At 60.2% G+C, this 24,096-nt stretch carries 19 protein-coding genes; 7 read left to right on the top strand and 12 right to left on the bottom strand.

Annotation, left to right across the window (positions count from 1 at the left end; genetic code table 11):
* Positions 1-3: 3 nt before the first annotated feature.
* The gene (locus tag AB4P96_RS11295) at positions 4-4,848 is read right to left on the bottom strand and encodes an NEL-type E3 ubiquitin ligase domain-containing protein (protein WP_395600769.1); all 4,845 of its coding nucleotides are present in this window, start codon (positions 4,846-4,848) and stop codon (positions 4-6) included.
* A 210-nt stretch (positions 4,849-5,058) separates the two neighbouring features.
* Between AB4P96_RS11295 and mnmC the strand changes: the two genes are divergently transcribed.
* The 5 genes from mnmC (at position 5,059) to AB4P96_RS11270 (ending at position 12,401) form a co-directional block, all read left to right on the top strand.
* Positions 5,059-7,047, top strand: coding sequence for a bifunctional tRNA (5-methylaminomethyl-2-thiouridine)(34)-methyltransferase MnmD/FAD-dependent 5-carboxymethylaminomethyl-2-thiouridine(34) oxidoreductase MnmC (mnmC, locus tag AB4P96_RS11290; protein ID WP_176992026.1), 1,989 nt, complete (start codon positions 5,059-5,061; stop codon positions 7,045-7,047).
* 164 nt (positions 7,048-7,211) lie between these two features.
* Entirely contained in the window at positions 7,212-8,984 is a 1,773-nt protein-coding gene (locus tag AB4P96_RS11285) for an N-acetylglutaminylglutamine amidotransferase (RefSeq protein WP_395600768.1), read from the top strand.
* A gap of 3 nt (positions 8,985-8,987) precedes the next feature.
* Positions 8,988-10,733, top strand: coding sequence for an N-acetylglutaminylglutamine synthetase (ngg, locus tag AB4P96_RS11280; RefSeq protein WP_176992025.1), 1,746 nt, complete (start codon positions 8,988-8,990; stop codon positions 10,731-10,733).
* 165 nt (positions 10,734-10,898) lie between these two features.
* Positions 10,899-12,083, top strand: a complete 1,185-nt coding sequence (locus AB4P96_RS11275; RefSeq protein ID WP_017137817.1) for an osmoprotectant NAGGN system M42 family peptidase — start codon at positions 10,899-10,901, stop codon at positions 12,081-12,083.
* Between the two features lie 90 nt (positions 12,084-12,173).
* On the top strand, positions 12,174-12,401 hold the full coding sequence (locus tag AB4P96_RS11270) for a YheU family protein (protein ID WP_003192759.1): 228 nt from the start codon (positions 12,174-12,176) through the stop codon (positions 12,399-12,401).
* 7 nt (positions 12,402-12,408) lie between these two features.
* Here AB4P96_RS11270 and csrA read toward each other — a convergent pair whose 3' ends face one another.
* Both csrA and AB4P96_RS11260 read right to left on the bottom strand, forming a co-directional pair.
* The gene (gene csrA / locus AB4P96_RS11265) at positions 12,409-12,606 is read right to left on the bottom strand and encodes a carbon storage regulator CsrA (protein ID WP_017137818.1); all 198 of its coding nucleotides are present in this window, start codon (positions 12,604-12,606) and stop codon (positions 12,409-12,411) included.
* Between the two features lie 249 nt (positions 12,607-12,855).
* Complete coding sequence (locus tag AB4P96_RS11260) at positions 12,856-13,671, bottom strand: SDR family oxidoreductase (RefSeq protein ID WP_017137819.1); 816 nt, start codon at positions 13,669-13,671, stop codon at positions 12,856-12,858.
* Positions 13,672-14,000: 329 nt separating this feature from the next.
* Here AB4P96_RS11260 and AB4P96_RS11255 point away from each other — a divergent pair, with 329 nt between their 5' ends.
* A complete protein-coding gene (locus AB4P96_RS11255; protein WP_015885095.1) occupies positions 14,001-14,153 on the top strand; it encodes a DUF3309 family protein in 153 nt (50 codons plus the stop codon).
* 56 nt (positions 14,154-14,209) lie between these two features.
* Here AB4P96_RS11255 and AB4P96_RS11250 read toward each other — a convergent pair whose 3' ends face one another.
* The 5 genes from AB4P96_RS11250 to AB4P96_RS11230 all read right to left on the bottom strand — a co-directional run bounded on the left by AB4P96_RS11250 (position 14,210) and on the right by AB4P96_RS11230 (position 19,982).
* Complete coding sequence (locus tag AB4P96_RS11250; protein ID WP_017137820.1) at positions 14,210-16,297, bottom strand: LTA synthase family protein; 2,088 nt, start codon at positions 16,295-16,297, stop codon at positions 14,210-14,212.
* A gap of 412 nt (positions 16,298-16,709) precedes the next feature.
* Positions 16,710-16,901 carry a PLDc N-terminal domain-containing protein gene (locus AB4P96_RS11245; protein ID WP_003172956.1) on the bottom strand — a complete coding sequence of 64 codons (192 nt, stop codon included), beginning with the start codon at positions 16,899-16,901 and terminating at the stop codon, positions 16,710-16,712.
* 67 nt (positions 16,902-16,968) lie between these two features.
* Positions 16,969-17,499, bottom strand: a complete 531-nt coding sequence (locus tag AB4P96_RS11240; protein ID WP_017137821.1) for a hypothetical protein — start codon at positions 17,497-17,499, stop codon at positions 16,969-16,971.
* Between the two features lie 41 nt (positions 17,500-17,540).
* A complete protein-coding gene (locus AB4P96_RS11235; protein ID WP_017137822.1) occupies positions 17,541-18,056 on the bottom strand; it encodes an ankyrin repeat domain-containing protein in 516 nt (171 codons plus the stop codon).
* 99 nt (positions 18,057-18,155) lie between these two features.
* The gene (locus AB4P96_RS11230; protein WP_099548924.1) at positions 18,156-19,982 is read right to left on the bottom strand and encodes a long-chain-acyl-CoA synthetase; all 1,827 of its coding nucleotides are present in this window, start codon (positions 19,980-19,982) and stop codon (positions 18,156-18,158) included.
* A gap of 393 nt (positions 19,983-20,375) precedes the next feature.
* Here AB4P96_RS11230 and AB4P96_RS11225 point away from each other — a divergent pair, with 393 nt between their 5' ends.
* Positions 20,376-20,654 carry a DUF3509 domain-containing protein gene (locus AB4P96_RS11225; protein WP_016970113.1) on the top strand — a complete coding sequence of 93 codons (279 nt, stop codon included), beginning with the start codon at positions 20,376-20,378 and terminating at the stop codon, positions 20,652-20,654.
* A gap of 62 nt (positions 20,655-20,716) precedes the next feature.
* Here AB4P96_RS11225 and AB4P96_RS11220 read toward each other — a convergent pair whose 3' ends face one another.
* The 4 genes from AB4P96_RS11220 to aroC form a co-directional block, all read right to left on the bottom strand.
* Entirely contained in the window at positions 20,717-20,986 is a 270-nt protein-coding gene (locus AB4P96_RS11220) for a response regulator transcription factor (protein ID WP_017137824.1), read from the bottom strand.
* Between the two features lie 208 nt (positions 20,987-21,194).
* The gene (locus AB4P96_RS11215; RefSeq protein WP_395600767.1) at positions 21,195-21,725 is read right to left on the bottom strand and encodes an acireductone dioxygenase; all 531 of its coding nucleotides are present in this window, start codon (positions 21,723-21,725) and stop codon (positions 21,195-21,197) included.
* A complete protein-coding gene (locus AB4P96_RS11210; protein ID WP_017137826.1) occupies positions 21,722-22,885 on the bottom strand; it encodes an MFS transporter in 1,164 nt (387 codons plus the stop codon). Before AB4P96_RS11210 ends, AB4P96_RS11215 begins: the two co-directional genes overlap by 4 nt.
* A 73-nt stretch (positions 22,886-22,958) precedes the next feature.
* On the bottom strand, positions 22,959-24,050 hold the full coding sequence (gene aroC / locus AB4P96_RS11205; RefSeq protein WP_099548922.1) for a chorismate synthase: 1,092 nt from the start codon (positions 24,048-24,050) through the stop codon (positions 22,959-22,961).
* Positions 24,051-24,096: the final 46 nt, after the last annotated feature.

Below are 24,096 nucleotides of genomic sequence, written 5' to 3'. Positions count from 1 at the left end.
TGGCTAGTTCCCTGGCAGATGGCAAATGCCAAGGTCATGCTGCCTCAACATCTGCTGTGTGAGCCGCTCTACCACTTCGGTAATAGCCTGCCGGCGAGGCGAACGCAGGGCCTCCATTTGCTCAAGGTACTGCGCGTCGGTGAGATTCTGGCTGTTCTCAAAAAGTGCTTGTTGCTGCGTATCAAAGGGTTCTGTCGCCGACTCGAACGCACCGGAAAACTGCTGCTTGAGGTGGGTTTTCCAGAACGCCAGCTGTGAAATAAAACGCAAGAACGTGGGGGACAGCTCTGCCGTGCGCACTTGGGAGTGCGCCACCTCCAGACTGTCGCTGGTCACATTGGCAAATTCTCCATATTGAATGTGCTTGGGCTGCCCCGGTAGCTGCAGGGTTTTGGCCAACCCTACCCGGAATGCCAGGCTGACTTCCAGCGGGTCCACGGACGCGTTTTCGACAGCGTAGGTGGCCGCAATTTTCTCCAGCTCGCTGAGGCGAAACAACCCTCGGCCCAAGTTCAACAGCGCCCCGGAATTGCCTTTTACACGACCGGCCTGCTGCGTTGCCTTCTCGACCTCCTTGAGCACCTCCATCTGACTGAAAATCTGCGCGGCGTCGTCTGCGCAGTTCGCCGGATGAGCCGCCAGTTGAAAGACCTGCTCGCGCAGGTCGGTACTGTCGTGGGTCGACTGCAACACGTCCCAGACCCGCCGGGTCAAGTCCTCGTGCACATGACGATTGTCGGCAGTACCGGACAGCTCAGCCAGCAAGTGGAACAACGGCGTCGAGTCCGGGTCATCCCGCAGGTTGGCCCACACGGTAGATTTGTGGGCCTCTCGGGCGGCCACCTCGTCCGGCAACCACAATGCCCTGGCCTTCAGTTCGGTCATGCGTGGCTGATCGTCCTCTACAAACCCCATGCCAATTCCCACTTCGTCACGGTAACGCGTAAGCGCGGTTATCGTGGTACTGGAGAGCGGGTTGCCGCCCAGGTCAATCGACTGGCTGAAACTGCGTGACACCGTAAACAACCACTCAGGCAACACGGTGATCACGTTATCGCGCAGGTCCACTTGCTCCAGGTGAGCCAGGCGCCCAAGCCCTGCGGGTAAGTCGACGATTTTGGTGTCCTGCAACAACAGGGTGTGCAGGTCACGCATCCGGCTGACATCCACCAACTTGTCCAGCGGGTTGTGGCTCAGATCCAGCAGGCGCAACGTATTCAGGTCTGCCAGTTTCAGTCGGGTGTATTCGGTGAGCACAAGACGGTTGCGGGGCATCGACAAACTTTCCAGGTCGAGCATTCGCGAAAATACCTCCGGCAAGCGGGTCAGGCGGTTACGCCCCAGTTTCAAATGCTGCACGCCTTTAAAGCACTTCAGGAAATAGGCGACGTCATCGCCCAGTCGCATGTTCCTGAGTGACAACTGCCGAACATGGTCGAAACGTATGTCGGCTGGCAGCGTCGGCAGTGAGCCAACGCGCATCCCATCCAGGTTCAAACTGGCAACGGACGTCTGATGCTCATCCAGAGCAAAGCTTTGACGCCGCCAACACGCTTCAATGCGCTCAGCCACCTGCTGGCGGCTAGTACGAACGTCACTCAGGCCCGGCTGTGTCTCCATGCCCTGGATATCGGTTTTCCAATGCTTGAGCAGCGCGCGCAAATGACCGAGTTCTGCCTTCAAACGTTTGACCGCCTTGGCCCGGGCCAGATGGTCAGCGCCCAACGTCATCAATAGCGAAGACACTTGAGCCTCACTGAACAATGGGTACAAACGCTTTACCTTACGCACCAGTGCGGCTGGATGAACCAACGGCCCCGTCGGCAAATCGGCCATTTCACAGCTCACCCCCTGCGACGCCGGTTCGCTGACCTGGCTGGAAAAAGCCTCGGCAGCCAGTTCCCGATCGCCTTTCGCTTGCGAGGCACTCATGTATCGCAAACGCCAAATGTTACTGGCGTCCTTCAGCGGCAATCCCAATGCCACTCGCTGGCCATCCATCAGCGTTGCATCGATCGCCTCGAACAGGCCCTCCGGCCCGGCATAAGGTCCACCGAGACTGCGGCCGTTGTCGTTGAACGCTTCAAACCCTGCGTTCGACCTGACTACTACTCGCCGCACACCAGCGTCTTTGAACGCGCCCAAGGCCAACAAGTCGCCTTGAGGCGAGTCCTGGCGCAACTCAAGCCGCAGCTCTGCCCCCCACCCCGCCAAGCGCGGCATTGTCCGAACGGCGATGAGCGCAGTATCCAGGCTGGCCAACTCTGGCTGCTCAAACCCCATCAAGGCGCGGTCCAGGCGTTGTGCCTCAAGAGCACGTTGCACTGACTCGGCCAACGCCATGGGAACCCGTTGATTATCGCGCAGGGACTCACGCTGCACGGTGGTCGTTTCGGCCATCAATTCGCGCATCAGCGTGCAGGGCAATTGCGGGTAGGTGCGCCTGAGCAACGCCCATTCCGGCGGTACGGGCCCATCATAGGTCTGATACAACTGCTCAAACAGCGGCTTGCGATCAGCCTTCAGATGCGCGAGCAACTGACGCGCCAACACGGTGTGCGCCTGATCGGCGTCTACGCCCTCTCCCAACAAGCCGGTCTTTTGAGCGTCATCCAGCCCGGACAACAGCACTTCAAACACTTTCCCCTCACTGAGCATCGGCTCGGTGATCGTCAAACGCAGGCCTGCATCGTAAGGTTCGCTGGCAGGGTAACGCGCCATGACACTGCGCTTTGCATCCAGCAGCTCAAAATAGCGCCCGGCGGGCCACCCCGGTAACAGGGGCAAGGCATGCATCTGCAAGGTCGAGTTTTCAATGTTGGGGGAAGCACCGCTTTCCAACTGCCAGTTCAAATCGCGAATGGACTGATCGAGCCTGAAACGTTCGTACAGATCGCGAAAGCGTGCGGGAAACGGCAGACACTCCTGGGCCTGATAGACGCCCCAATCATCGGGCAAATCCATAATGGCCTTGATCTGTAGAAGTTTGCGAGGAGGGAGCGAAGAGCCGGGACCTGTCGGTTTCAACCGCGAAAAAAGATACTCCGGGTTCTCCCACTCGTCGGGCTTCTCGAACGCAAAACGCCAGCTACCTTCACCGTTATGCAGCAATTTCGGGCGATAAGCCGTCTGCCGCACCGGGTGGCTGGCCCGCCATTGATCCAGTCTCGCGTCGAACGCGATCCGGTGGATACAGTCATTGACCTTGACGTACGAATGCCCCTCCACCGTGTAGATTCCCGACGCGTCGGCAACCTGCTCGTCGCCAAGGCGCTGATCATGGACGTATTGCGTGATATCCGGACGCCACAGCCGCTGGTTGCCCACAGCGGGGTTTATCACCTCGAATTTACGGAAAAAACCATTCAGATTAAGGCCGGTACGCTGCATGGCCGAACCGACAACCTTGCTCCCTGCCGCGAACAACACCATCGACGTGATGTTTTGCGCGATCACTGCCAACTGCTGGAACGCCTCATTCTTATCACCACGGCGCCAGTCTTCAATGCCCTCATAGAGTTCGCCGAGCATCTGGCCTACCGCCACGGCTGTCATCAATAACCCCAGCTCCGGGACGACAAACCCTGCGAGGTTGAGCACCGTCAAACCGGCGTCCAGATACGTCTGCAAGCGCTGCTCACGGACGTCCTCATCGACCTCGGCCACCGGCACCGCCAGGGCCCGTGCATCGGCTTGCAGCTTTGCGGCGTAAGTGTCGAAAAAGTGCCGCGCCAGGCTGGCCGTAATGGGGTTGGCGTCCAGCGCCCCCAGGCTCTGGGCTTGATCGAAACGGGTGAAGAACCCAACCCGGTCCCCCTGGCTCAGGTAACGCGTAAAGAAGGCACGGTACGCGGCCAGTGCAAGCTTGCGCTTGAGGTAGACCTGAAAGTCGTCAAGCGAGGCATACTCAAAGAATGGCCGTTCCGGTTCATTGGGCATGTACACCACACAAGGCGCTTGCGGGTATTGCGCAATCGAGCGAGCGGAAAACACCAGAATGCTCCACAGGCATCCGCCCTGGGTATTGAGCCCTTGCCAAATGACCGGGCGCCCGTCGTACAGCACCCCTTCGGCCTGGGCCTGGGACGGCGTCAATTGGCGGTCCAGCAATGTGCACAACATCGCGTAGGTGCCTTGGGTAATGTCCCCTCGCATCAAGGCAATATGGGCGTCGACTTTTACGTCCAGGATTTTCATCCGGCCGATATCGGTCGCTACATTATTGAGGTAAGGCTTATCACCTGCCGGGTCGCTGTCAAGTTCAAGCACGTCACTGATGTGCTGCTGATACAAGCGGCCAAGATCCAGGGCGCGACACCCCTGCGCAAACTCGAGGGGTGTAATGCCAATGACTTCACGATCAGCAGACCCCGACTGCAACAGCGACCCGACGGGAAAGTGCTGCGCCCGGGCTTCATCCTCTGAGAAATTCTGCATCGCCACATGCAGCAGGCTGTCCTGCACCAACCTCACCGTCTTCACATACTTCAACGGCAAGACCTCTTTCTCGTATTCGTTTACCGCACGAATAAAAAGATCTTTTTTGGGGTCCACAACCCGTTGCCATCGCGTAGAGCAGTATTGCTTGAGCCGCTCACTGCAAAACTCATCCAGCGCCTGCAATGGCTTCAATCGCTCGGCGACGGCTGCCTGGGCATCTGCAACCTGCAGGCCATCTTTAGTCAATGCATCCAGCACGCCGGGCGGCGCGTTGACCATCCAGCCAGGCAGTTGCTTTTGCAGCACCTGAGCTTTGTCCAGATCGCCCGTCATTTCCAGCAAGGCCGCTTGCAGCTGGCTCTGGGTCAATTGGCTCAGTTTATTGTTCAAATCATCCTGGGTGCGCATCAGCAATATCCTTTATTGCCTATCAATCAAGGAATGACGATACCGCAGCAATCTGCCCAGGATTAGCGCTGATTGTTGATGGCTTGGAGGCTGCGCACAGCAGTTTTTTCCATGCAAAATCTATTGGGTTACCACCCGCAATCAGCCCTCTGCCCCGTGATCGGCTAGAATGGCCGCCTTGCCTTTGTCTGCTTTTTTTATGAGTCGCCCATGAACCCCATCACCCACGCCCAGCTCGATTGGGATGACCAAGGTCGACCGCACTCGCGGGTCTTCGATGATGTGTACTTCTCCGACAAGTCGGGCCTTGAAGAAACCCGCTATGTGTTCCTTGAGCAGAACCGCTTGCAGGCGCGCTTTGCGGCCCTGCCGGTGGGTGGGCGACTGGTCATTGGCGAGACCGGCTTCGGCACGGGTTTGAATTTTCTCTGCGCATGGCAACTGTTTGAACAGCACGCCGTGGCCGGTGCGCGACTGCACTTCGTCAGTGTGGAAAAGTACCCTCTGAGCCACACCGACCTGCAACGCGCCCTGGCCCTCTGGCCGGAACTCAGTGCCTTCGCCGAGCAACTGTTGGCTCAGTACATTGCGATCCATCAAGGCTTCCAGCGCCTGGTGCTGGATAACGGCCGGGTGACCCTGACGCTGTTGATCGGCGACGCCCTGGAGCAATTGCCGCAACTGGACGCGCAAATCGACGCGTGGTTTCTCGACGGTTTTGCCCCGGCCAAGAACCCCGACATGTGGACCGCTGAGTTGTTCGCCGAACTGGCGCGCCTGGCGGCACCGGGTTCGACCATCAGCACCTTCACCAGCACCGGCTGGGTACGCCGGTTGATCAATGCCGCCGGGTTCAAGATGAAACGCACACCGGGCATCGGCCATAAATGGGAAATACTGCGCGGTGAGTTCCTCGGCTGGCCCGAAGATACGCCACCGCCGGCCACACCCAAACCCTGGTTTGCGCGCCCGGCAGGCATCGAAGGCGAACGCCACGCCATGGTCATCGGCGGCGGCCTGGCCGGTTGCGCCACCGCCGCCAGCCTGGCCGCTCGCGGTTGGCGCGTGAGCTTGCTGGAACGTCACGCCGCCCTGGCCCAGGAAGCATCGGGCAACCCGCAGGGCGTGCTGTACCTCAAGCTGTCGGCCCATGGCACAGCATTGTCGCAGCTGATACTCAGCGGTTTCGGCCACACCCGGCGCCTGCTGGAGCACTTGCAGCGCGGCGTTGACTGGGACGGTTGCGGTGTCCTGCAACTGGCGTTTGACGCCAAGGAAGCCCAACGCCAGGCGCAACTGGCCGAGGCCTTCGCACCGGATCTGTTGCACCTGCTGGGCCGCGATCAGGCTCAACTACAGGCCGGCATACAATTGGCCCAGGGCGGGCTGTTTTTCCCCGAAGGTGGCTGGGTGCATCCACCGGCGCTGTGCCAATGGCAAGCCACGCATCCGCTTATCAAGGTGCTTACCCATCACGAGGCGCTGGAGCTGCACCGCGTCGACGAGCAGTGGCAAGCCCGTGACGGCGATGACGTACTGGCAAGCGCCAACGTGGTAGTGCTGGCCGGTGCAGCCGAAATCAAGCGATTCCCGCATAGTGCGGGCTTGCCGCTCAAGCGCATTCGCGGGCAGATCACACGTTTGGCGCAAACTCCGGCGAGTGCGGCATTGGCCACCGTGGTGTGCGCCGAAGGTTATGTGGCACCCGCGCGCCTTGGCGAACACACCTTGGGCGCCAGTTTTGATTTCAACAATGAAGACCTCACCCCCACCCTCGCCGAGCACACGGGCAACCTTGCGATGCTGCGGGAGATTTCCGAAGACCTGCTGCTGCGTCTTGGCGCTGACTCACTAAACGCCGAACACTTGCAAGGCCGCGCCGCCTTTCGTTGCACCAGCCCTGACTACCTGCCAATCGTCGGCCCCTTGGCCGAAAGCGCTGCGTTCCAACAGGCTTATGCCGTACTGGGCAAAGACGCCCGGCAAGTCCCGGATACGCCCTGCCCGTGGTTGCCGGGCCTGTATATCAACAGCGGCCACGGCTCACGCGGGCTGATCACCGCGCCCCTGTGCGGCGAACTGCTGGCCGCCTGGTTGAGCGACGAACCGCTGCCGGTGCCGGCCAGCGTGGCCGAAGCCTGCCACCCGAACCGGTTTGCCTTGCGCGCGCTGGTTCGAGGAAAACCGGCGACACGCTGATCACCGTGAGGGAAGAAACGACGCCGTCGCGAGCATCGCGGCTATTTGCCTTATAACTTATCGGTCTAAAACTCCACGCATAGCACTGGGTCAGTTTCTGGGTACGCGCCCTGTCGGGCGTATCGAGTATTGCCCTCCCCAACGGAAAAACCGGTAAGGAATTTATGTGTGGACTAGCTGGCGAGTTACGCTTTGATCATCAACCTGCCGACCTGGCAGCCGTAGAGAGAATCACCCATCACCTTGCCCCGCGAGGCCCGGACGCCTGGGGTTTCCATGCCCAAGGGCCGATTGCCCTGGGCCACCGCCGCCTGAAGATCATGGACCTGTCGGACGGCTCCGCCCAACCGATGGTCGACGCCCAGCTGGGGCTGTCCCTGGCGTTCAATGGTGCAATCTATAATTTCCCGGAATTGCGTGAAGAGCTGGAAGCCCTGGGCTACGCCTTCTATTCCGGCGGTGACACCGAAGTGCTGCTCAAGGGCTATCACGCCTGGGGCGAAGCCTTGCTGCCCAAGCTCAATGGCATGTTTGCCTTTGCCATCTGGGAGCGTGACGCGCAGCGCCTGTTTATCGCCCGTGACCGTCTGGGTGTGAAGCCGTTGTACCTGTCGCGCACCGGCCAGCGCCTGCGTTTTGCCTCAGCGCTGCCGGCCCTGCTTAAGGGCGGCGATATCAACCCGATCCTGGATCCGGTCGCACTCAACCACTACCTCAATTTCCACGCCGTGGTGCCTGCACCGCGCACCTTGCTGGCAGGCATCGAAAAGCTGCCGCCGGCAAGCTGGATGCGCATCGATGCCAACGGCACCACCGAACAGAAAACCTGGTGGACCCTGCCTTACGGCCCGCACGAGGATGAAAAAAACCTCAGCCTCGAAGACTGGACCGACCGCGTGCTCGACAGCACCCGCGAAGCCGTGGCGATCCGCCAACGTGCGGCCGTGGATGTCGGCGTGCTGCTCTCGGGCGGTGTCGATTCGAGCATGCTGGTGGGCCTGCTGCGGGAAGTCGGCGTGCAGGATTTGTCGACCTTCTCCATCGGTTTTGAAGACGCCGGTGGCGAACGTGGCGACGAGTTCCGGTATTCGGATTTGATCGCTAAACACTACGGCACCCGTCACCACCAGTTGCGCATCGCCGAAAGCGAAATCATCGAGCAACTGCCGGCAGCGTTCCGTGCCATGAGCGAGCCGATGGTCAGCCATGACTGCATCGCCTTCTACCTGTTGTCGCGGGAAGTGGCCAAACATTGCAAAGTGGTGCAAAGCGGCCAGGGCGCGGATGAACTGTTCGCCGGTTACCACTGGTACCCGCAGGTGGACGGCGCCAACGACCCGTATGCCGCCTACCGAGACGCATTTTTCGACCGCAGCTACGACGACTATGCCGCCACCGTCGCGCCAAAATGGCTGACCGCCAATGACGCCGCCGGTGACTTTGTGCGCGAGCATTTTGCCATGCCCGGCGCGGACGCCGCCGTGGACAAGGCCTTGCGCTTGGACAGCACCGTGATGCTGGTGGACGACCCGGTCAAACGCGTCGACAACATGACCATGGCCTGGGGCCTGGAGGCGCGCACGCCGTTCCTGGACTACCGCCTGGTAGAACTGTCAGCCCGTGTGCCAGGCAAATTCAAATTGCCCGATGGCGGCAAGCAGGTGCTCAAAGAAGCCGCGCGCCGAGTCATCCCCAGCGAAGTCATCGACCGCAAGAAAGGCTACTTCCCGGTGCCGGGCCTCAAGCATTTGCAGGGCGATACCTTGAACTGGGTGCGCGATTTGCTGATGGACCCAAGCCAGGATCGCGGCCTGTTCAACCCGGCCATGCTTGACCGCCTGCTGACCGACCCGCAAGGCCAACTGACGCCGCTGCGCGGCTCCAAACTATGGCAACTGGCGGCGCTGAACCTGTGGCTCAGCGAACAAGGAATCTGATCGATGAAACCTCTTGCAGCGGCTTACAGCCAACGCTTGCTCAAGGGCCAGGCGCCGACCTACGAGCGCCTGCAGGCGCGCCTGGCTGAAGACGGCAGCCCACTGGGCGCCGAGCCGATTGCCGTGCATTGCGGCTGGGGCCGGTTATTGATCGGGCATACCTTTCCGGACCCGGCCAGCCTGGCCCAGGAACTGCTCAATGAACAGGCGGGCGAGCGCGACATCGCGCTGTACGTGGCAGCGCCCCAGCAAATCCTCGGGATTGACCCGCAGCAGTTGTTCCTCGACCCCTCCGACACCTTGCGCCTGTGGTTCAGCGATTACCGCCCCGCTACGCGGGTATTTCGCGGCTTTCGCATTCGCCGCGTGCAAACCGATGCCGATTGGCAGGCGGTCAACCAGCTGTATCAAGGCCGCGGCATGCTGCCCGTCGATGCCGAGCGCCTGACACCACGCCATCAAGGCGGCCCGGTGTATTGGCTGGCCGAGGATGAAGACAGCGGCGCGGTGATCGGCAGCGTGATGGGCCTGAACCATCAAAAAGCCTTCCACGACCCGGAAAACGGTTGCAGCCTGTGGTGCCTGGCGGTCGACCCGCAGTGCACGCGCCCCGGTGTGGGCGAGGTGCTGGTGCGCCACCTGGTGGAGCATTTTATGAGCCGTGGCCTGAGCTATCTCGACCTGTCGGTGCTGCACGATAACCGTCAGGCCAAAAGCCTCTACGCCAAGCTCGGTTTTCGCGCACTGACCACCTTTGCGATCAAGCGCAAGAACGGCATCAACCAGCCGCTGTTTCTCGGCCCCGGCCCGCAGGCAGGCTTTAACCCGTATGCGCGCATCATTGTCGAAGAAGCCCATCGACGTGGCATTGATGTGCAAGTGGATGACGCCGACGCCGGCCTGTTCACCCTCAGCCACGGCGGGCGCCGTGTGCGTTGCCGCGAGTCGTTGAGCGACCTGACCAGCGCCATCAGCATGACCCTGTGCCAGGACAAGAGCCTGACCCACAAGACGCTCAGCGCAGCGGGGTTGAAACTGCCGTCGCAACAATTGGCCGGCAGTGCCGACGACAACCTGGAGTTTCTCGACGAGCATCAGCGCATCGTGGTCAAGCCGCTCGATGGCGAACAAGGCCAAGGCGTGGCAGTGGATCTGCAGACCATCGAGGAGGTGCAAAAAGCCATCGAGACGGCGCGTCAATTCGACAGCCGTGTGCTGCTCGAAAGTTTCCACGAAGGCCTCGACCTGCGCATCCTGGTGATCGGCTTTGAGGTAGTTGCCGCTGCAATTCGGCGCCCGGCCGAGGTTACCGGTGATGGTCAGCACTCTATCGGTGCTTTGATCGAAGCCCAGAGCCGTCGCCGCCAGGCGGCCACCGATGGTGAGAGCAAAATCCCGCTGGACGCCGAAACCCAACGCACGTTGCACGCCGCCGGTTACGACTACAGCAGCATCTTGCCCCGTGGCCAAACCCTGGCGGTGCGCCGTACCGCCAACCTGCATACCGGCGGTTGCCTGGAAGACGTCACCGCGATCCTGCACCCGACATTGGTAGACGCCGCCGTGCGCGCCGCCCGTGCATTGGACATTCCCATGGTCGGCCTGGACCTGATGGTGCCCGCCGCCGACCAGCCCGAGTATGTGTTTATCGAAGCCAACGAACGCGCCGGGCTGGCTAATCACGAACCGCAACCGACAGCGGAGAAGTTTGTGGATTTGTTGTTTCCGCACAGTCAGCCGACGGCTTGAGTGATGTGTTGCCTGGACTGGCGCCATCGCGGGCAAGCCCGCTCCCACAGTTTGATCGCGTTCCAATGTGGGAGCCGGGCTTGCCCGCGATGAGGCCGGCACAGCCTATGAACCTCTCAGCACCTCATCGAAACCATCGATGCCCTCAACTCATCAGGAGTTTCCATGACCCGAACCATCCCCGAACCGGATCTCAACTACCTGCAGAAAGTGCTGCTGGAAATGCTTGCCATCCCCAGCCCCACGGGGTTCACCGACACCATCGTGCGCTACGTCGCCGAGCGCCTGGAAGAGCTGGGCATTCCCTTTGAAATGACCCGGCGCGGCACCATCCGCGCCACGCTAAAGGGCCAGAAAAACAGCCCCGACCGCGCTGTTTCCGCGCACTTGGACACCATCGGCGCCGCCGTGCGTGCGATCAAAGACAACGGCCGCTTGACGCTCGCACCGGTGGGCTGCTGGTCGAGCCGTTTTGCCGAAGGCAGCCGTGTCAGCCTGTTTACCGACAACGGCGTGATCCGTGGCAGCGTGCTGCCGTTGATGGCCTCCGGGCACGCGTTCAACACCGCCGTAGATGAAATGCCGGTGAGCTGGGACCACGTGGAATTGCGCCTGGACGCCTACTGCGCCACCCGCGCCGATTGCGACTCGTTAGGCATCAGCATCGGTGACTACGTGGCGTTCGACCCACTGCCGGAATTCACCGAGAGCGGGCATATCAGCGCCCGCCACCTGGACGATAAAGCCGGTGTGGCCGCCCTGCTTGCCGCACTCAAGGCGATTGTCGACAGCGGCGAACCGTTGCTGATCGACTGCCACCCGCTGTTCACCATCACCGAAGAAACCGGCAGTGGCGCCGCCGCCGCCCTGCCCTGGGACGTCAGTGAATTTGTCGGTATCGACATCGCCCCGGTCGCGCCCGGCCAGCACTCCAGCGAACACGCGGTGAGTGTGGCGATGCAGGATTCCGGCGGGCCGTATGACTATCACCTGTCCCGTCACTTGCTGCGCCTGGCATCGGAGAATGAACTGCCGGTGCGCCGCGACCTGTTTCGCTATTACTTCAGCGACGCCCACTCGGCAGTCACCGCCGGCCACGATATTCGCACCGCGCTGCTGGCGTTTGGCTGCGATGCGACCCATGGCTATGAGCGCACACACATTGACAGCCTGGCCGCACTCAGCCGCCTGTTGGGCGCGTACATCCTCAGCCCGCCGGTATTTGCCAGCGACGCACAGCCGGCCCAGGGTTCGCTGGACCGGTTCAGCCATCAGATCGAGCACGAAACGCAAATGGAGAGCGACACCCGCGTGCCGTCGGTGGACAGCCTGGTCGGACAGAAGTCCTGACACTGGCAACTACTGGTAACTGATGGTAACTGCTGGTAACAAGGGCCCCCGGCGCAGTAGCATCGCCGGGTTCCTACCTCCGAGGCTTGTATGCTGATTCCCTACGACGCACTTGAAGTCGACACCCTGACCCGCCTCATCGAAGACTTCGTCACCCGCGACGGTACCGACAATGGCGACGACACGCCCCTGGAAACCCGCGTACTGCGCGTGCGCCAAGCGCTGACCAAGGGCCAGGCCCTGATCGTGTTCGACCCGGAGAGCGAGCAATGCCAGTTGATGCTCAAGCACGACGTGCCCAAGCATCTGTTTGACTGAGCAGGGTTCAGCGGTTGGGTTCGGCGTGGGTTTCTGTGGCCTGGCGTTCGAGGATCTTGCGATACACCTCGGCCCGATGGACATTCACACCCACCGGGGCGTCGATGCCGAATTTCACTTGGGTACCGTTGAGTTCGAGGATGTGCAGGGCGATGTCATCGCCGATGGAGATGACTTCGCCCACAGCGCGGCTTAAGACCAGCATGGCGGTTGTCCTTTTGGAGTGACAGGACCTTGACCATGCGCGATTGGATTTGGCGCAGCAATGGCTTGCAGTAAAATCAGGAAAGGCCTACGTAGCCCGGTAATTTTTCTGACAGACAAGCCCCAGTTTCTGATCGTTCCCACGCTCCGCGTGGTAACGCATCCGGTGACGCTCCGCGTCACGCCTTCAAAAGCGGGACGCGGAGCGTCCGGGGCGGCATTCCCACGCGGAGCGTGGGAACGATCATCATCAGCCTTTAGTTGCCTGCGCCTTGGCGCGCATCTTGTCGGCCATCAGCGTCATCTCGTCATACAGCAACTGCGGGTTCTTTTGCTTCAACGCCCACGCCATGCGCCCCTGCTCGTGGGGCAAAATCATGAACTCCCCTTCTGCCACCCGCTGATAAATGTAATCGGCAATATCCGCCGCCGAAATCGGTGAACTCTCCAGCAACTTGCCGACCTGCGCCTTCATCGCAGGCGTTGGCCCACGGAATGAATCCAGCAGGTTGGTCTGGAAAAACGACGGGCATACCACATGCACACCGACTTCCTGCTGCTTGAGTTCCACCAGCAAACTCTCCGACAACGCCACCACACCGGCCTTGGCCACGTTGTAATTGCTCATCGCCGGCCCCTGCATCAGCGCAGCCATGGACGCGATATTGATAATCCGCCCTTTGCTCTTTTCCAGCAGCGGCAGGAACGCCTTGCAGCCCTTGACCACGCCCATCAAGTTGATCGCAATCTGCCAGTCCCAATCTTCCAGGGACAATTCGGCAAAAAAACCACCCGAGGCCACGCCAGCGTTATTGACGATCACATCAATGCCGCCCAGCTTCACCTCGCAAGCCTGGGCAAAGGCGGTGAGCTGGCTGTAGTCACGCACGTCGCAGCGCTGGATAAAGCCATCGCCACCGGCCTCGCGCACCAGCTTCAGGGTTTCCTGCAAGCCTGGCTCGCTGACGTCCGACAAGGCCAACTGCCAACCCTCGCGTGCCCAGCGCAGCGCGATTTCGCGACCCAGGCCGGATCCGGCGCCAGTGATCATCATGCGATTTTGCATAGGTAAGTAGCCTTGTAGTTCACGGAAGAAGTGATCGGCAGTGTAGCGAAGGTTTTTCCTGCACCCACGCACCATCCAATTGATGAATGCCTCAGGCAAACCGCCAGCCAGGTAGCAGCCCGGCTTATAGCGTAAGTTCAATCTTTTTCAACTAAGTGCCCATTATTGCGAACGCATTAAAAGAAATAAGCCAGTGTGCGAAATGCTTTAAGAAACTATGGAATTTTCTCCACAACGGCACAGTCGGAGTTGTTAAGGCGTCCGTAAATAAACCCACGGGCCTGTCGTTAAACAACCGGTCTTTTCAGAAGGCCTACAAGGAAAAAAACATGAGCCTGATTCTGATCATAATTCTGATCCTGCTGCTGGTCGGCGGCCTGCCGGTGTTCCCGCACTCTCGTAACTGGGGCTATGGCCCGTCGGGTATTCTGGGTGTGGTGCTGGTGGTACTGTTGGTGCTGTTGCTGCTCGGCCGGATATAAAATCCGGACAAAAAAAAGAGGCCTTCTAGAAGGCCTCTTTTTTTATGCCCGGATTATTAGTCCGGCTTGCCGTCGATCACACCGGCGGTGTTATCCAACAGGCTCTTGGTGGCCGTCTGCAGGAACGACTCAAGTTTCTGTTTCAGCGCGGCTTCGTCCGGCGATTCAGGAATCACCTTACCGGTCGGGTTAGCGCCCAGTTCGTATTCCCACAGTTTCGGTGGCATCTCTTTAGGCAGTACCAGGATGCGATCAGCAGTGACCAGGGCGACGGTCTGGTCGCTGCCCGACGGTTTGATCACGCCAAAGCCCTTGTCGCCTTCCGGCAGGTTCAACAAGTCGCGGCCCCAGCACTGGTGCAAGGTGTCGCCACCCAGGCGGCCCATGATGGTCGGCACGATGTCGATCTGGGTACCCACGGTGTGGTCACGCTCGCCGAACTTCTCCTGCATGCCCGGTGCAATCATCAGCATCGGTACGTTGAAGCGGCCCAGGTCCATCTCGGTGATCTGCTGTTCATTACCAAAACCGTGGTCACCCACGATCACGAACAGGGTTTCCTTGAAGTAAGGCTCTTTACGCGCTTTTTCAAAGAACTGGCCCAAGGCCCAGTCGGAGTAACGCATGGCCGTCAAATGCTCGTTGAGGCTGCCACGGTCGGTGACTTTCTCGACCGGCAAGGGCGTCGGCAACGCATACGGCGTGTGGTTGGACAGGGTTTGCAGCAGGGCGTAGAACGGCTTGCCGCCTTCGCGGGCCTTCAATTCTTCCAGGCCACGGTTGAACATGTCCTGGTCGGACACGCCCCACGTCGGGTCGGAGAACACCGGGTTAACGAAGTCGTTGCGCCCGATGAAGTTGGTCATGCCCTGGTTGCTGAAGAAGCCCGACTGGTTGTCCCAGGCGAAATCGCCGTTGTAGACATACACGTCGTCAAACTTGCGCGCGCTGAGCAACTGCGGCAGGCCCGACAGCTTGTGGCTGCCTTCCGGGGTCTGCATCAGGTATTCGAAACCCGGCAGGTTCGGGAAGCACGCCATGGTGGCGAACATACCTTGATGGGTGTGGGTGCCGTTGGAGAAGAAACGGTCGAACAACAGGCCTTCCTTGGACAGTTTGTCGAAGTACGGCGTGATGTTGCCTGGGCGGCCCAGTGCGCCGACCGAGTGACCGGCGAAGCTTTCCATCAGGATCACCACGACGTTCTTGATCGGCAGGGTTTTCTCGGCCGGTGGCGTGTAGTCACGGCGCACGGCGGCGGTGTCGGTATCCACCAGTTTCTCTTGCGGCAACACCAGCATGTCACGCACGGTCTGGGTAGCCTGCGGCTGGTCCAGCGTGGCTTTCCAGATATTCGAGCGCTCTTCGGAGAAGCGCGACTTGGCTGCGGCGATCAACGACAGGGTGCCGTTCAAGCCCAACTGGTTGGCGAAGTTCGAGTCGGTGGTGTAGACATCACCCCAGCGCAGCGGCGGGCCTTGGCGCAGGGTGCCACGAATGGCGACCACGGCGATCAGCAGGCACACCACGAACACCGCAATGCGGCTGTACCACGGAGCAACCTGGCGAGTGCCGACGGTGCCGCCGCTGAACGGGCCACGTGGGCGTGTCGCACGGTCGGCGCCCTTGAAGGCGATGCTCAGGATCAGCGTGCCTACGGCCCAGGCCAGCAGGTAGCGCACCACCGGGAAACCGTACCAGAGCATGCTCATCACGGTTTTCGGGTCTTCCTTCACGTATTGGAAGACCAGGCCGTTGAGGCGCTGGTGAAACTCGCGGTAGAAGTCCATCTCCATCAAGCCCAGGAACAGGGCAATGCTGGACGCGATGGTCAGCCAAAAACGGAAGAACCCGCGTGCCGCCATGGCCCGTACGCTGAACAAGGCCAGCAGCAGCGGAACCAGTGCATACATCACAAAGCGGATGTCGAAGCGCGTGCCGTTGACGAAGGCTTCGAGGAAGGTCGAGGCCGGCGTGTCGAGGATCATCTCGCGGTTGTAGACCAGCAGCGCCAGGCGCAGCAGGGAGAACATCACCATCATGACCAGCGCGCAAAGCAGCGTGTATGCCAGATGGGATTTGACGGTCGGTTGCAGCAAGCGATTAGAAGCTCGCTGCTGACTCAGGGCGTCCGGGTTTGCCATGTCGTTCTAGGACCCATTGGAAGTTTAAGTTTCGAAATTATGCAGTGGCGTCCGTCCCTCGCCCAGGCTGGCTGGGGTAGGCGGTTAACGCGGTGGCGCAAATGGTGCCCGATCAACGGCATCAACGCTATTAATTACTGAACGTGCGCCGTGGCCCGGCCTTTAATGGCACGTGAGTTAGAGCCTTGGGAGAGCCGTAAAACCGCCGAATTGTCTTGGAAAAGATGTGAAAATTGTGTGCAGCGAATAGTTTCGACACACAAAATCCTGAGTACACTGGAAACCACTGTGGGAGCGGGCTTGCCCGCGATTGCAGTGTGTCAGTCAAAACATCTGATACTGATACACCGCTATCGCGGGCAAGCCCGCTCCCACATTGACTGTGCCCACTCTAGATGGAGTGGGTGAACGATCAGATCCGCACGTTACCGCGCGGCCCGGCAATCGCCCAGATAATCAGACCCAGTACCGGCAGCAACAGGATCAGCAGGATCCACAGCACTTTGGCGCCAGTGCTGGCGCCACTTTTGAACACGTTGATGATCGCCCAGATATCCAGCGCCAGGATGATCAGGCCGATAAGACCGTTGAAAGTGGAACCCATGGTGTCGCTCCTAAGTGAGGGCATGCACTTGTAGGATAGTCAGCCCTGGCAGGGGTTCCGTTTTATTTCAGACGTGCACAGCGACTTTCAAGGCTTCCAGTGACGGCTCGGCCTTGATCCCCACTTCGGCGCACAGTTGCAACACGCGCGGCAGGTCATTGCCGTACACCAGCACCGCCTGGATCTCGTCATCGAGCAATTGGCTGAAGTTAAGCAACACATAGCCGCCATCTTCGGGGCTCAACGCGCTCATCTGGATCTGGATGCGGTTCAGCGCGGTGAGGTCTTCGGTCTTGGCCAACTGCTTGGGCTTGAGGTTGAACGCCACGCCCGGGCCGAACGAGGCGACGATCTGCGCGAACAGATCGCCATAGGTGTCGGCCTGGAACAGCACCGTGTCCGGCAGGCTGCCAACCACTACCCACTCACCCAGAGGGATAGGGAACGTGTCGTCGTAGTTGATATCCGGGTTCGCCGCCAGAAACGCCACCGGGTCCGCGTAGGCTTGGGCGGCTTCTGTGGCGATACGCGCCACCTCGTCCTCGCCCATGACGCCGGCGCTGATTTTGCTGATAAGTTCGACGAGGGCGGTTTGCATGGGAAGGTCCTGTGGCGGGCTGGTTTTTGAGGGCGCGTAGCCTACACCAGTTTCTGCAACCGTGCCGCCGTATCCGCCGCGCCCATGGTTTGCGCGGCAGCCAGCGCGGTCGCGCCCTGGGCATCGACGGCCTTGGGGTTGGCGCCCTGGCCGAGCAGGTAGTCGACCATTTCAACGCGGTTGAACATAGCGGCCAGCATCAGCGCTGTGCGCCCGTCCGGGGAGGTTGCATCCACCGGCGCGCCGCCGTCGATCAACGCCTTCACCACCGGCAGGTTGCCTTTGAACGCTGCACCGGCGATCGGCAGCTGATTTTTGTCGTTGGCAATCAGTGGGTCGGCTTTGAACTCGAGCAACACTTTTACCGCTTCGACATGGCCGTGGTAGGCAGCGAGCATCAATAAGGTGTCGCCGTTGTGATTACGAAAATTGGCCGGCAAGCCTTTGGCCAGCAGCGCAGCCAGCATCGCTGCATCGCCTTTGCGGGCCACATCAAAAACCTGCTCGGCGAATTCGGCGGCTTCATCGTCGGTCATTTGTTTGGGCTGGTCTGACATGCGGGGGCTCCTTGTCTGCGAATGTGTATAAGGCGCTCAGTGTCGCGAGGGAGTTCCCCGCTGTCATGGCTTTTTTGTCAAAAGCATTCATAGCCAGAATCAATAACGGAACTGCCCGCCCTGGATCTGCGCCAGTAATAGCCCGGTGACCGGTACATAACTGTCGGAGCCGGGCAGCCATGCGTACACCGGGTCGTTACCGGCCTTGTCCGGGTCGAAGGCTTCCTCCTTGAGCTTGACCTTCTGGTATTTGAAGGTGCCAGTGGTTTCCATCTTGACCTTGATGCGCAAAAACAACGGCACCGCATAGTGCGGCAACTGGCCGTGGGCAAACTGCAACAGCTCACGCATGTCCAGGGCCGCCAAGGACTCGCTTGGCGTGATGGCGACCATGCCTGCGCGGCCATTGGTGTTCTCGATCTCGACGCCATAGGCCACCACTTCGGCGATCTGCGGGTGCTGCAGCAACACGTTTTCCACTTCGGTGGTGGAGACGTTTTCGCCCTTCCAACGGTACGTATCGCCCAGTCGGTCGACAAATTGCGCATGGCCAAAGCCAATACTGCGTAGCAAGTCGCCAGTATTGAAGTAGCGGTCACCCTTCTCGAACACGTCCGTGAGCACCACCTTGCGGTTCTTTTCCGGGTCGGTGTAGCCGTCGAACGGCGACTTTTCATCGATCCTGGCCAGCAGCAAGCCCTGCCCGCCAGTTTGCACCTTACGCAGGAAACCATCGCTGCCACGCAGCGGCTCACCGGTTTCGTGGGAGTACTCCACCAGCGCCCAATGCTGCAGGCAAAAGCCGATGGTGTTATCGAAATTCAGCACATTGGTAAAACCGATGTTGCCGTCGCTGGCGGCATACAGCTCGCAGATGTGCTCGACGCCATAACGCTGCTTGAACTGCGCCCAGACACCGGGACGCAAGCCATTGCCGACCATCTTGGTGACTTTATTGTCGCGATCCTGCGCACTGGGCGGTTGGTCCAGCAGGTAGCGGCACAGTTCACCGACATACCCCAGGGTGGTTGCGTTGAATTTGCGCGCATCGTCCCAGAACTGGCTGGCGCTGAATTTACGCCGGATGGCGAAACCCGATGCGCCGATAATCGCCGAACCCCAGCACACGCACAGGCCCGTGGCGTGGTACAGCGGCAAAGTGCAATACAGAACGTCGTGCGGCCCCATGTCGAGGGCGATGCTGCCGAAACTCACCGCCGTCTTGGTCCAGCGCCCGTGCTTCATGATGCCGGCCTTGGGCAAACCGGTAGTGCCGGAGGTGTAGATATAGAAGCAGGGGTCGTTGAAGAAGATTTGTCCGCTGCTGGCAGGGTTGTCCACCGGGCTGTCAGCGCTGGCGGCCATCAGGTCGGTGTAGCCCTGCGGCACCGCGTTTGAGGACTGATCCGCCACAAACCAGCTGCGTTCGGCCGCAATCGACACTTGCTCGCGCACCGCCGCATAGGCGTCTACCAATTCTGCACCTGCCACGATCGCCGCCGGGTTCACCAGGTTCAGGCTGTGCACCAGCGCCGCCTGGGTTTGCGCGGTGTTGAGCATGGCGCAGATACCGCCCAGCTTGGCCACGGCCAGTACGCTGAGGAGCAGTTCCGGGCGATTTTCAATAAACAGCGCGACCACATCACCCTTGCCGATGCCCTGCGCTTGAAGGTAATGAGCCATGCGATTGGCGCGCTGGTTGGCTTCGCGGTAGCTGAGCACGCTGTCGCCGTACAACAACGCCGCGCCGTCGGGGTTGCGCAACGCAGCCTGTTCAAAGTGCCAACCGAGGCCGCAAGGCTGCGCGGGGTCGGTGACATTCGCGGCGCGCATGCCACGCACTACGCGTGGCAAAGCTCGAACAATCGCAGGCACCTTACGTAAGAGCTTGCCCCACGTGATCATGTCGTCTTGCTGATGGCTCATGGCGGAACGTCCTTTTTCTTATTCTTCGTATGATCCAGACATAGCGGCAGCCCTGTAGGCAGATGCCGAATGCCATGCGGGAAAATACGCCTGCCATTCTTTGACTGTACATGCGGGATTTGAAAAGTTTTGTATCCCGAGTCGGCTTCCACCGAAAAGGAATTTTGCCCAACCGAGGCGGTCTTTATCTTCGAGGCTGACCTGAAACAGCTGGCGCGAATAACGCAAAATGCAGGATGCACGATGGCCATTCATGCAAATTGCACGAAACCGAAAATCTGTAAAATTTTTAACTAATTGATTTATAACGACTTTTTCAGATATCCAATACTGGCACAATCACTGCACCTATCTCTCCATGCTTGCCAACTTGAGCCAACGGAGCTGATAGACATGAGCCTGATCCAAGATAAATTCGCTTCTGTATTCTCCCAATACGACGTCACCACTCAGCCACGTCCAGACGGCGGTATCCTGCTGACCCTGCGCAACAGCGAAGGCAAACAGGTCAAGCGTTCGATCTCGTATCAACAGCTGCACACCGCTGACCAACTGACCTGGGTGATCAGCGCGATCCGCCGCGACCTGGCCGAACAAGCCAGTGAGCTGCCACAGATTTCGATGCTGCAAAGCCAGAACCGCTTTGCCCTGCCGACCTACCACTCGGCATAAACCACCGATAACCAAAAAGGGCCGCGACGCTTACAGGCGTCGCGGCCCTTTTTTGTGTGGCTTCAGCACAAGCCTTGTCGGCTGGCCTCATTCATCGCCTGTACGCGGTTGGTGACTTCCAGCTTGCCGTAGATATTGCGCAGATGGAATTTCACCGTGGCTTCAGAGGTTGCCCGGATCTGACTGATTTCCCAGACGGTCTTGCCTTCCGAGGCCCAGCGCAAAATTTCCAGCTCTGTCGGGGTGAGGGGCTTGCCGCCCAGGCTCAGACGTCTTCTAACGGTCATCGGCGCGTCCACCGGCGTGCGACACGACTGTTCTGGGCCACTCATTGTGCTCTCTCCTTTCGTAGTGGATGCCCTATCACCTTTCGGATTCCTGCTATTGACAGGTGATATAAACATCGAGTCTGCAGAGAGTTACATAACGAATGGATTGAAAGCACAGGGCGCAGCAGAAACAGCTACGCCTTACAGATAATCAGGCTTATTCCCACAACAACTTCCAACTTGCCTGGGTTGAACATTTAAATATCTGTGCTTAGTCGTCCAAGCCCGGGAAGCCATCGGCAATAGCATCGCCGGTGAGTTGAGGCTCACAGCCTTTAGCTGTGTTGAACAAACGCAAGGTGACAAAGTGCGGGTTCTCGCCCATATCGAACCAATGCGGCACGCCGGCCGGAATCACCAGCAGGTCATTTTTCTCACAACGTACGGCATACACATAGTCGCCCACGTGCACGTTGAACAGGCCTTGGCCTGCGACGAAGAAACGCACTTCGTCTTCGCTGTAGCGGCGTTCACTGAGGAATTGCGCACGCAGTTCAACGTTCTGTGCCGGATCGCCCGCAGCCCTAAGCACCTGCACGGCGGCGTAGCCAAGGGCATCGATCTGCGGCTGGTACGCGGCGATCATGTCTGCGTCGCTGGCGCCCTTCTCAATCGGCGCCGGCTGCCAGCGCGCAAAACGCACACCGTGGTCGGCCAGCGTCGAGACGATATCGTCGAAATGGGTCAGGACCTTGTTCGGGGTATCCGGTGTGGCGGCAGCGTAAACAGCGACATAACTCATTGCTCGGTTCCTGTAGTCGGTTCTTGCAATCGAAGGCCAATGATAATGGCGGCGGCCAGGGCGGCGACGCTGGCGATGCTGAAGGTCAGGGTCGGCCCCAACAGGTTCCAGCTGTAGCCGGCGTAAAGGGCGCCCAACGCGCCCCCGGTGCCGGCCAGCGCGGCATACAGCGCCTGGCCCTGGCCTTGTTGTCTGGCGCCGAAACTGCGTTGTACAAAGGCGATGGCGGCCGCATGAAAGCTGGCGAACGTGGCGGCGTGCAGCACTTGCGCCAGCAGCAATACCCAGAAGATTTCAGCGAATGACCCCAGCAGCAACCAGCGGATAGCCGCCAACACGAAACTGGCCAGCAGCACCCGCCGCACCGAAAAACGCGTCAGGATCCGGCTCATGGCCAGGAACATCAGCACCTCCGCGACCACACCCAGCGCCCACAGCATGCCGATCACGCCACGGCTATAACCCAAATGTTCAAGGTGCAGGGTCAGGAAGGTGTAATACGGGCCATGGCTCATTTGCATCAAGGCCACGCAGGCATAAAACGCCAGTACGCCGGGGCTGCGCAATTGCTTGAGGAAACCGTCACCGGCCAGGCGATTGCCCTGGACGGCGGGCTGCGCGTTCGGCACCCACAGGCTGGCGCCAATAATGCCGGCCATGATCACCACGACCACCACCGGGTAAATGTCCAGGCTCAGCCCGTCGAACAGGCGGCCCATGATCACCACGGTGAGGATAAAACCGATGGAGCCCCACAGGCGGATCTGGCTGTAGCGCGCGGTTTGCTTTTGCAGGTGCGCAAGCGTGATCACTTCAAACTGCGGCAACACCGCGTGCCAGAAGAACGCATGCAGTGCCATCACCAGGGCCAGCCAGGCGTAGGTTTTGCTGAAGAAGATCAGCGAGAAACTCGCCAGGGTACACACCGCGCCAAAACGCACGATGGCCAGGCGCCGGCCGGTGTAGTCGCCGAGCCAGCCCCACAGGTTGGGCGCCACGCAGCGCATCAGCATGGGGATGGCCACCAGCTCGCCGATACGCGCGCTGGAGAACCCCAAGTGGTCGAAGTACAGCGCCAGGAACGGCGCCGTCGCCCCGAGCAGGGCGAAGTAGAAGAGGTAGAAGCTGGAGAGGCGCCAGTATGGGAGGCTTTGCGTCATATTGTGGGGGGCTGCTGCGCAGCCCTGCGGGAGCAAGCTCCCTCGCCACAGCAAGCTCCCTCGCCACACGCCGTCACAGCTGGCCCAACACCGGCGTACTCACCTGCACATCGGCGTTTTGCCCACGGTTGCGCAGCAGGTGGTCCATCAACACGATGGCCATCATCGCCTCGGCAATCGGCGTGGCGCGGATGCCCACGCACGGGTCGTGGCGGCCCTTGGTGATCACGTCCACCGGGTTGCCGTGCACATCGATCGAACGGCCCGGCGTGGTGATGCTCGACGTGGCCTTGAGCGCCAGGTGCGCAACAATCGGCTGGCCGGAGGAAATACCGCCGAGGATGCCGCCCGCGTTATTGCTGAGGAAACCTTGCGGCGTCATTTCATCGCGATGCTCGGTGCCGCGCTGGGCGACACAGGCAAAACCGGCGCCGATCTCCACGCCCTTGACCGCATTGATGCTCATCAGCGCGTGGGCCAGCTCGGCGTCGAGGCGGTCGAAGATCGGCTCGCCCAGGCCCGGTTTGACGCCTTCGGCGACCACGGTAATCCTGGCACCCACCGAATCCTGATCGCGGCGCAACTGGTCCATATAGGCTTCCAGTTCCGGCACCTTGTCCGGGTCGGGGCTGAAGAAGGCGTTGTCGTCGACGCTGTCCCAGGTCTTGAACGGGATCTCAATCGGGCCCAATTGGCTCATGTAGCCACGGATCACGATGCCCTGGGTGGCCAGGTATTTCTTGGCGATGGCACCGGCGGCCACGCGCATGGCGGTTTCACGCGCCGAGCTGCGGCCACCACCACGGTAGTCGCGCTCACCGTATTTGTGGTGGTAGGTGTAGTCGGCGTGGGCCGGGCGGAACAGGTCCTTGATCGCCGAGTAGTCCTTGGACTTCTGGTCGGTGTTGCGGATCAACAGGCCAATGGCGCAGCCGGTGGTGCGACCTTCGAACACGCCGGAAAGAATCTCGACTTCGTCGGGCTCCTGGCGCTGGGTAGTATGGCGGCTGGTGCCGGGCTTGCGGCGGTCGAGGTCACGCTGCAGGTCTTCCAGAGACAACTCGAGGCCTGGCGGGCAGCCGTCGACAATGGCGACCAACGCCGGGCCATGGCTTTCGCCCGCGGTGGTGACAGTGAACAGCTTGCCGAAGGTATTGCCGGACATGCAGGGCGCTCCGTGAAATCAGTTGAATCAACTCAACCGTAATAAC

This window comes from Pseudomonas sp. B19125 (assembly GCF_044218855.1).
GTDB classification, from domain to species: domain Bacteria; phylum Pseudomonadota; class Gammaproteobacteria; order Pseudomonadales; family Pseudomonadaceae; genus Aquipseudomonas; species Aquipseudomonas edaphica.
This window is presented reverse-complemented; position numbering and strand designations above follow the sequence as displayed.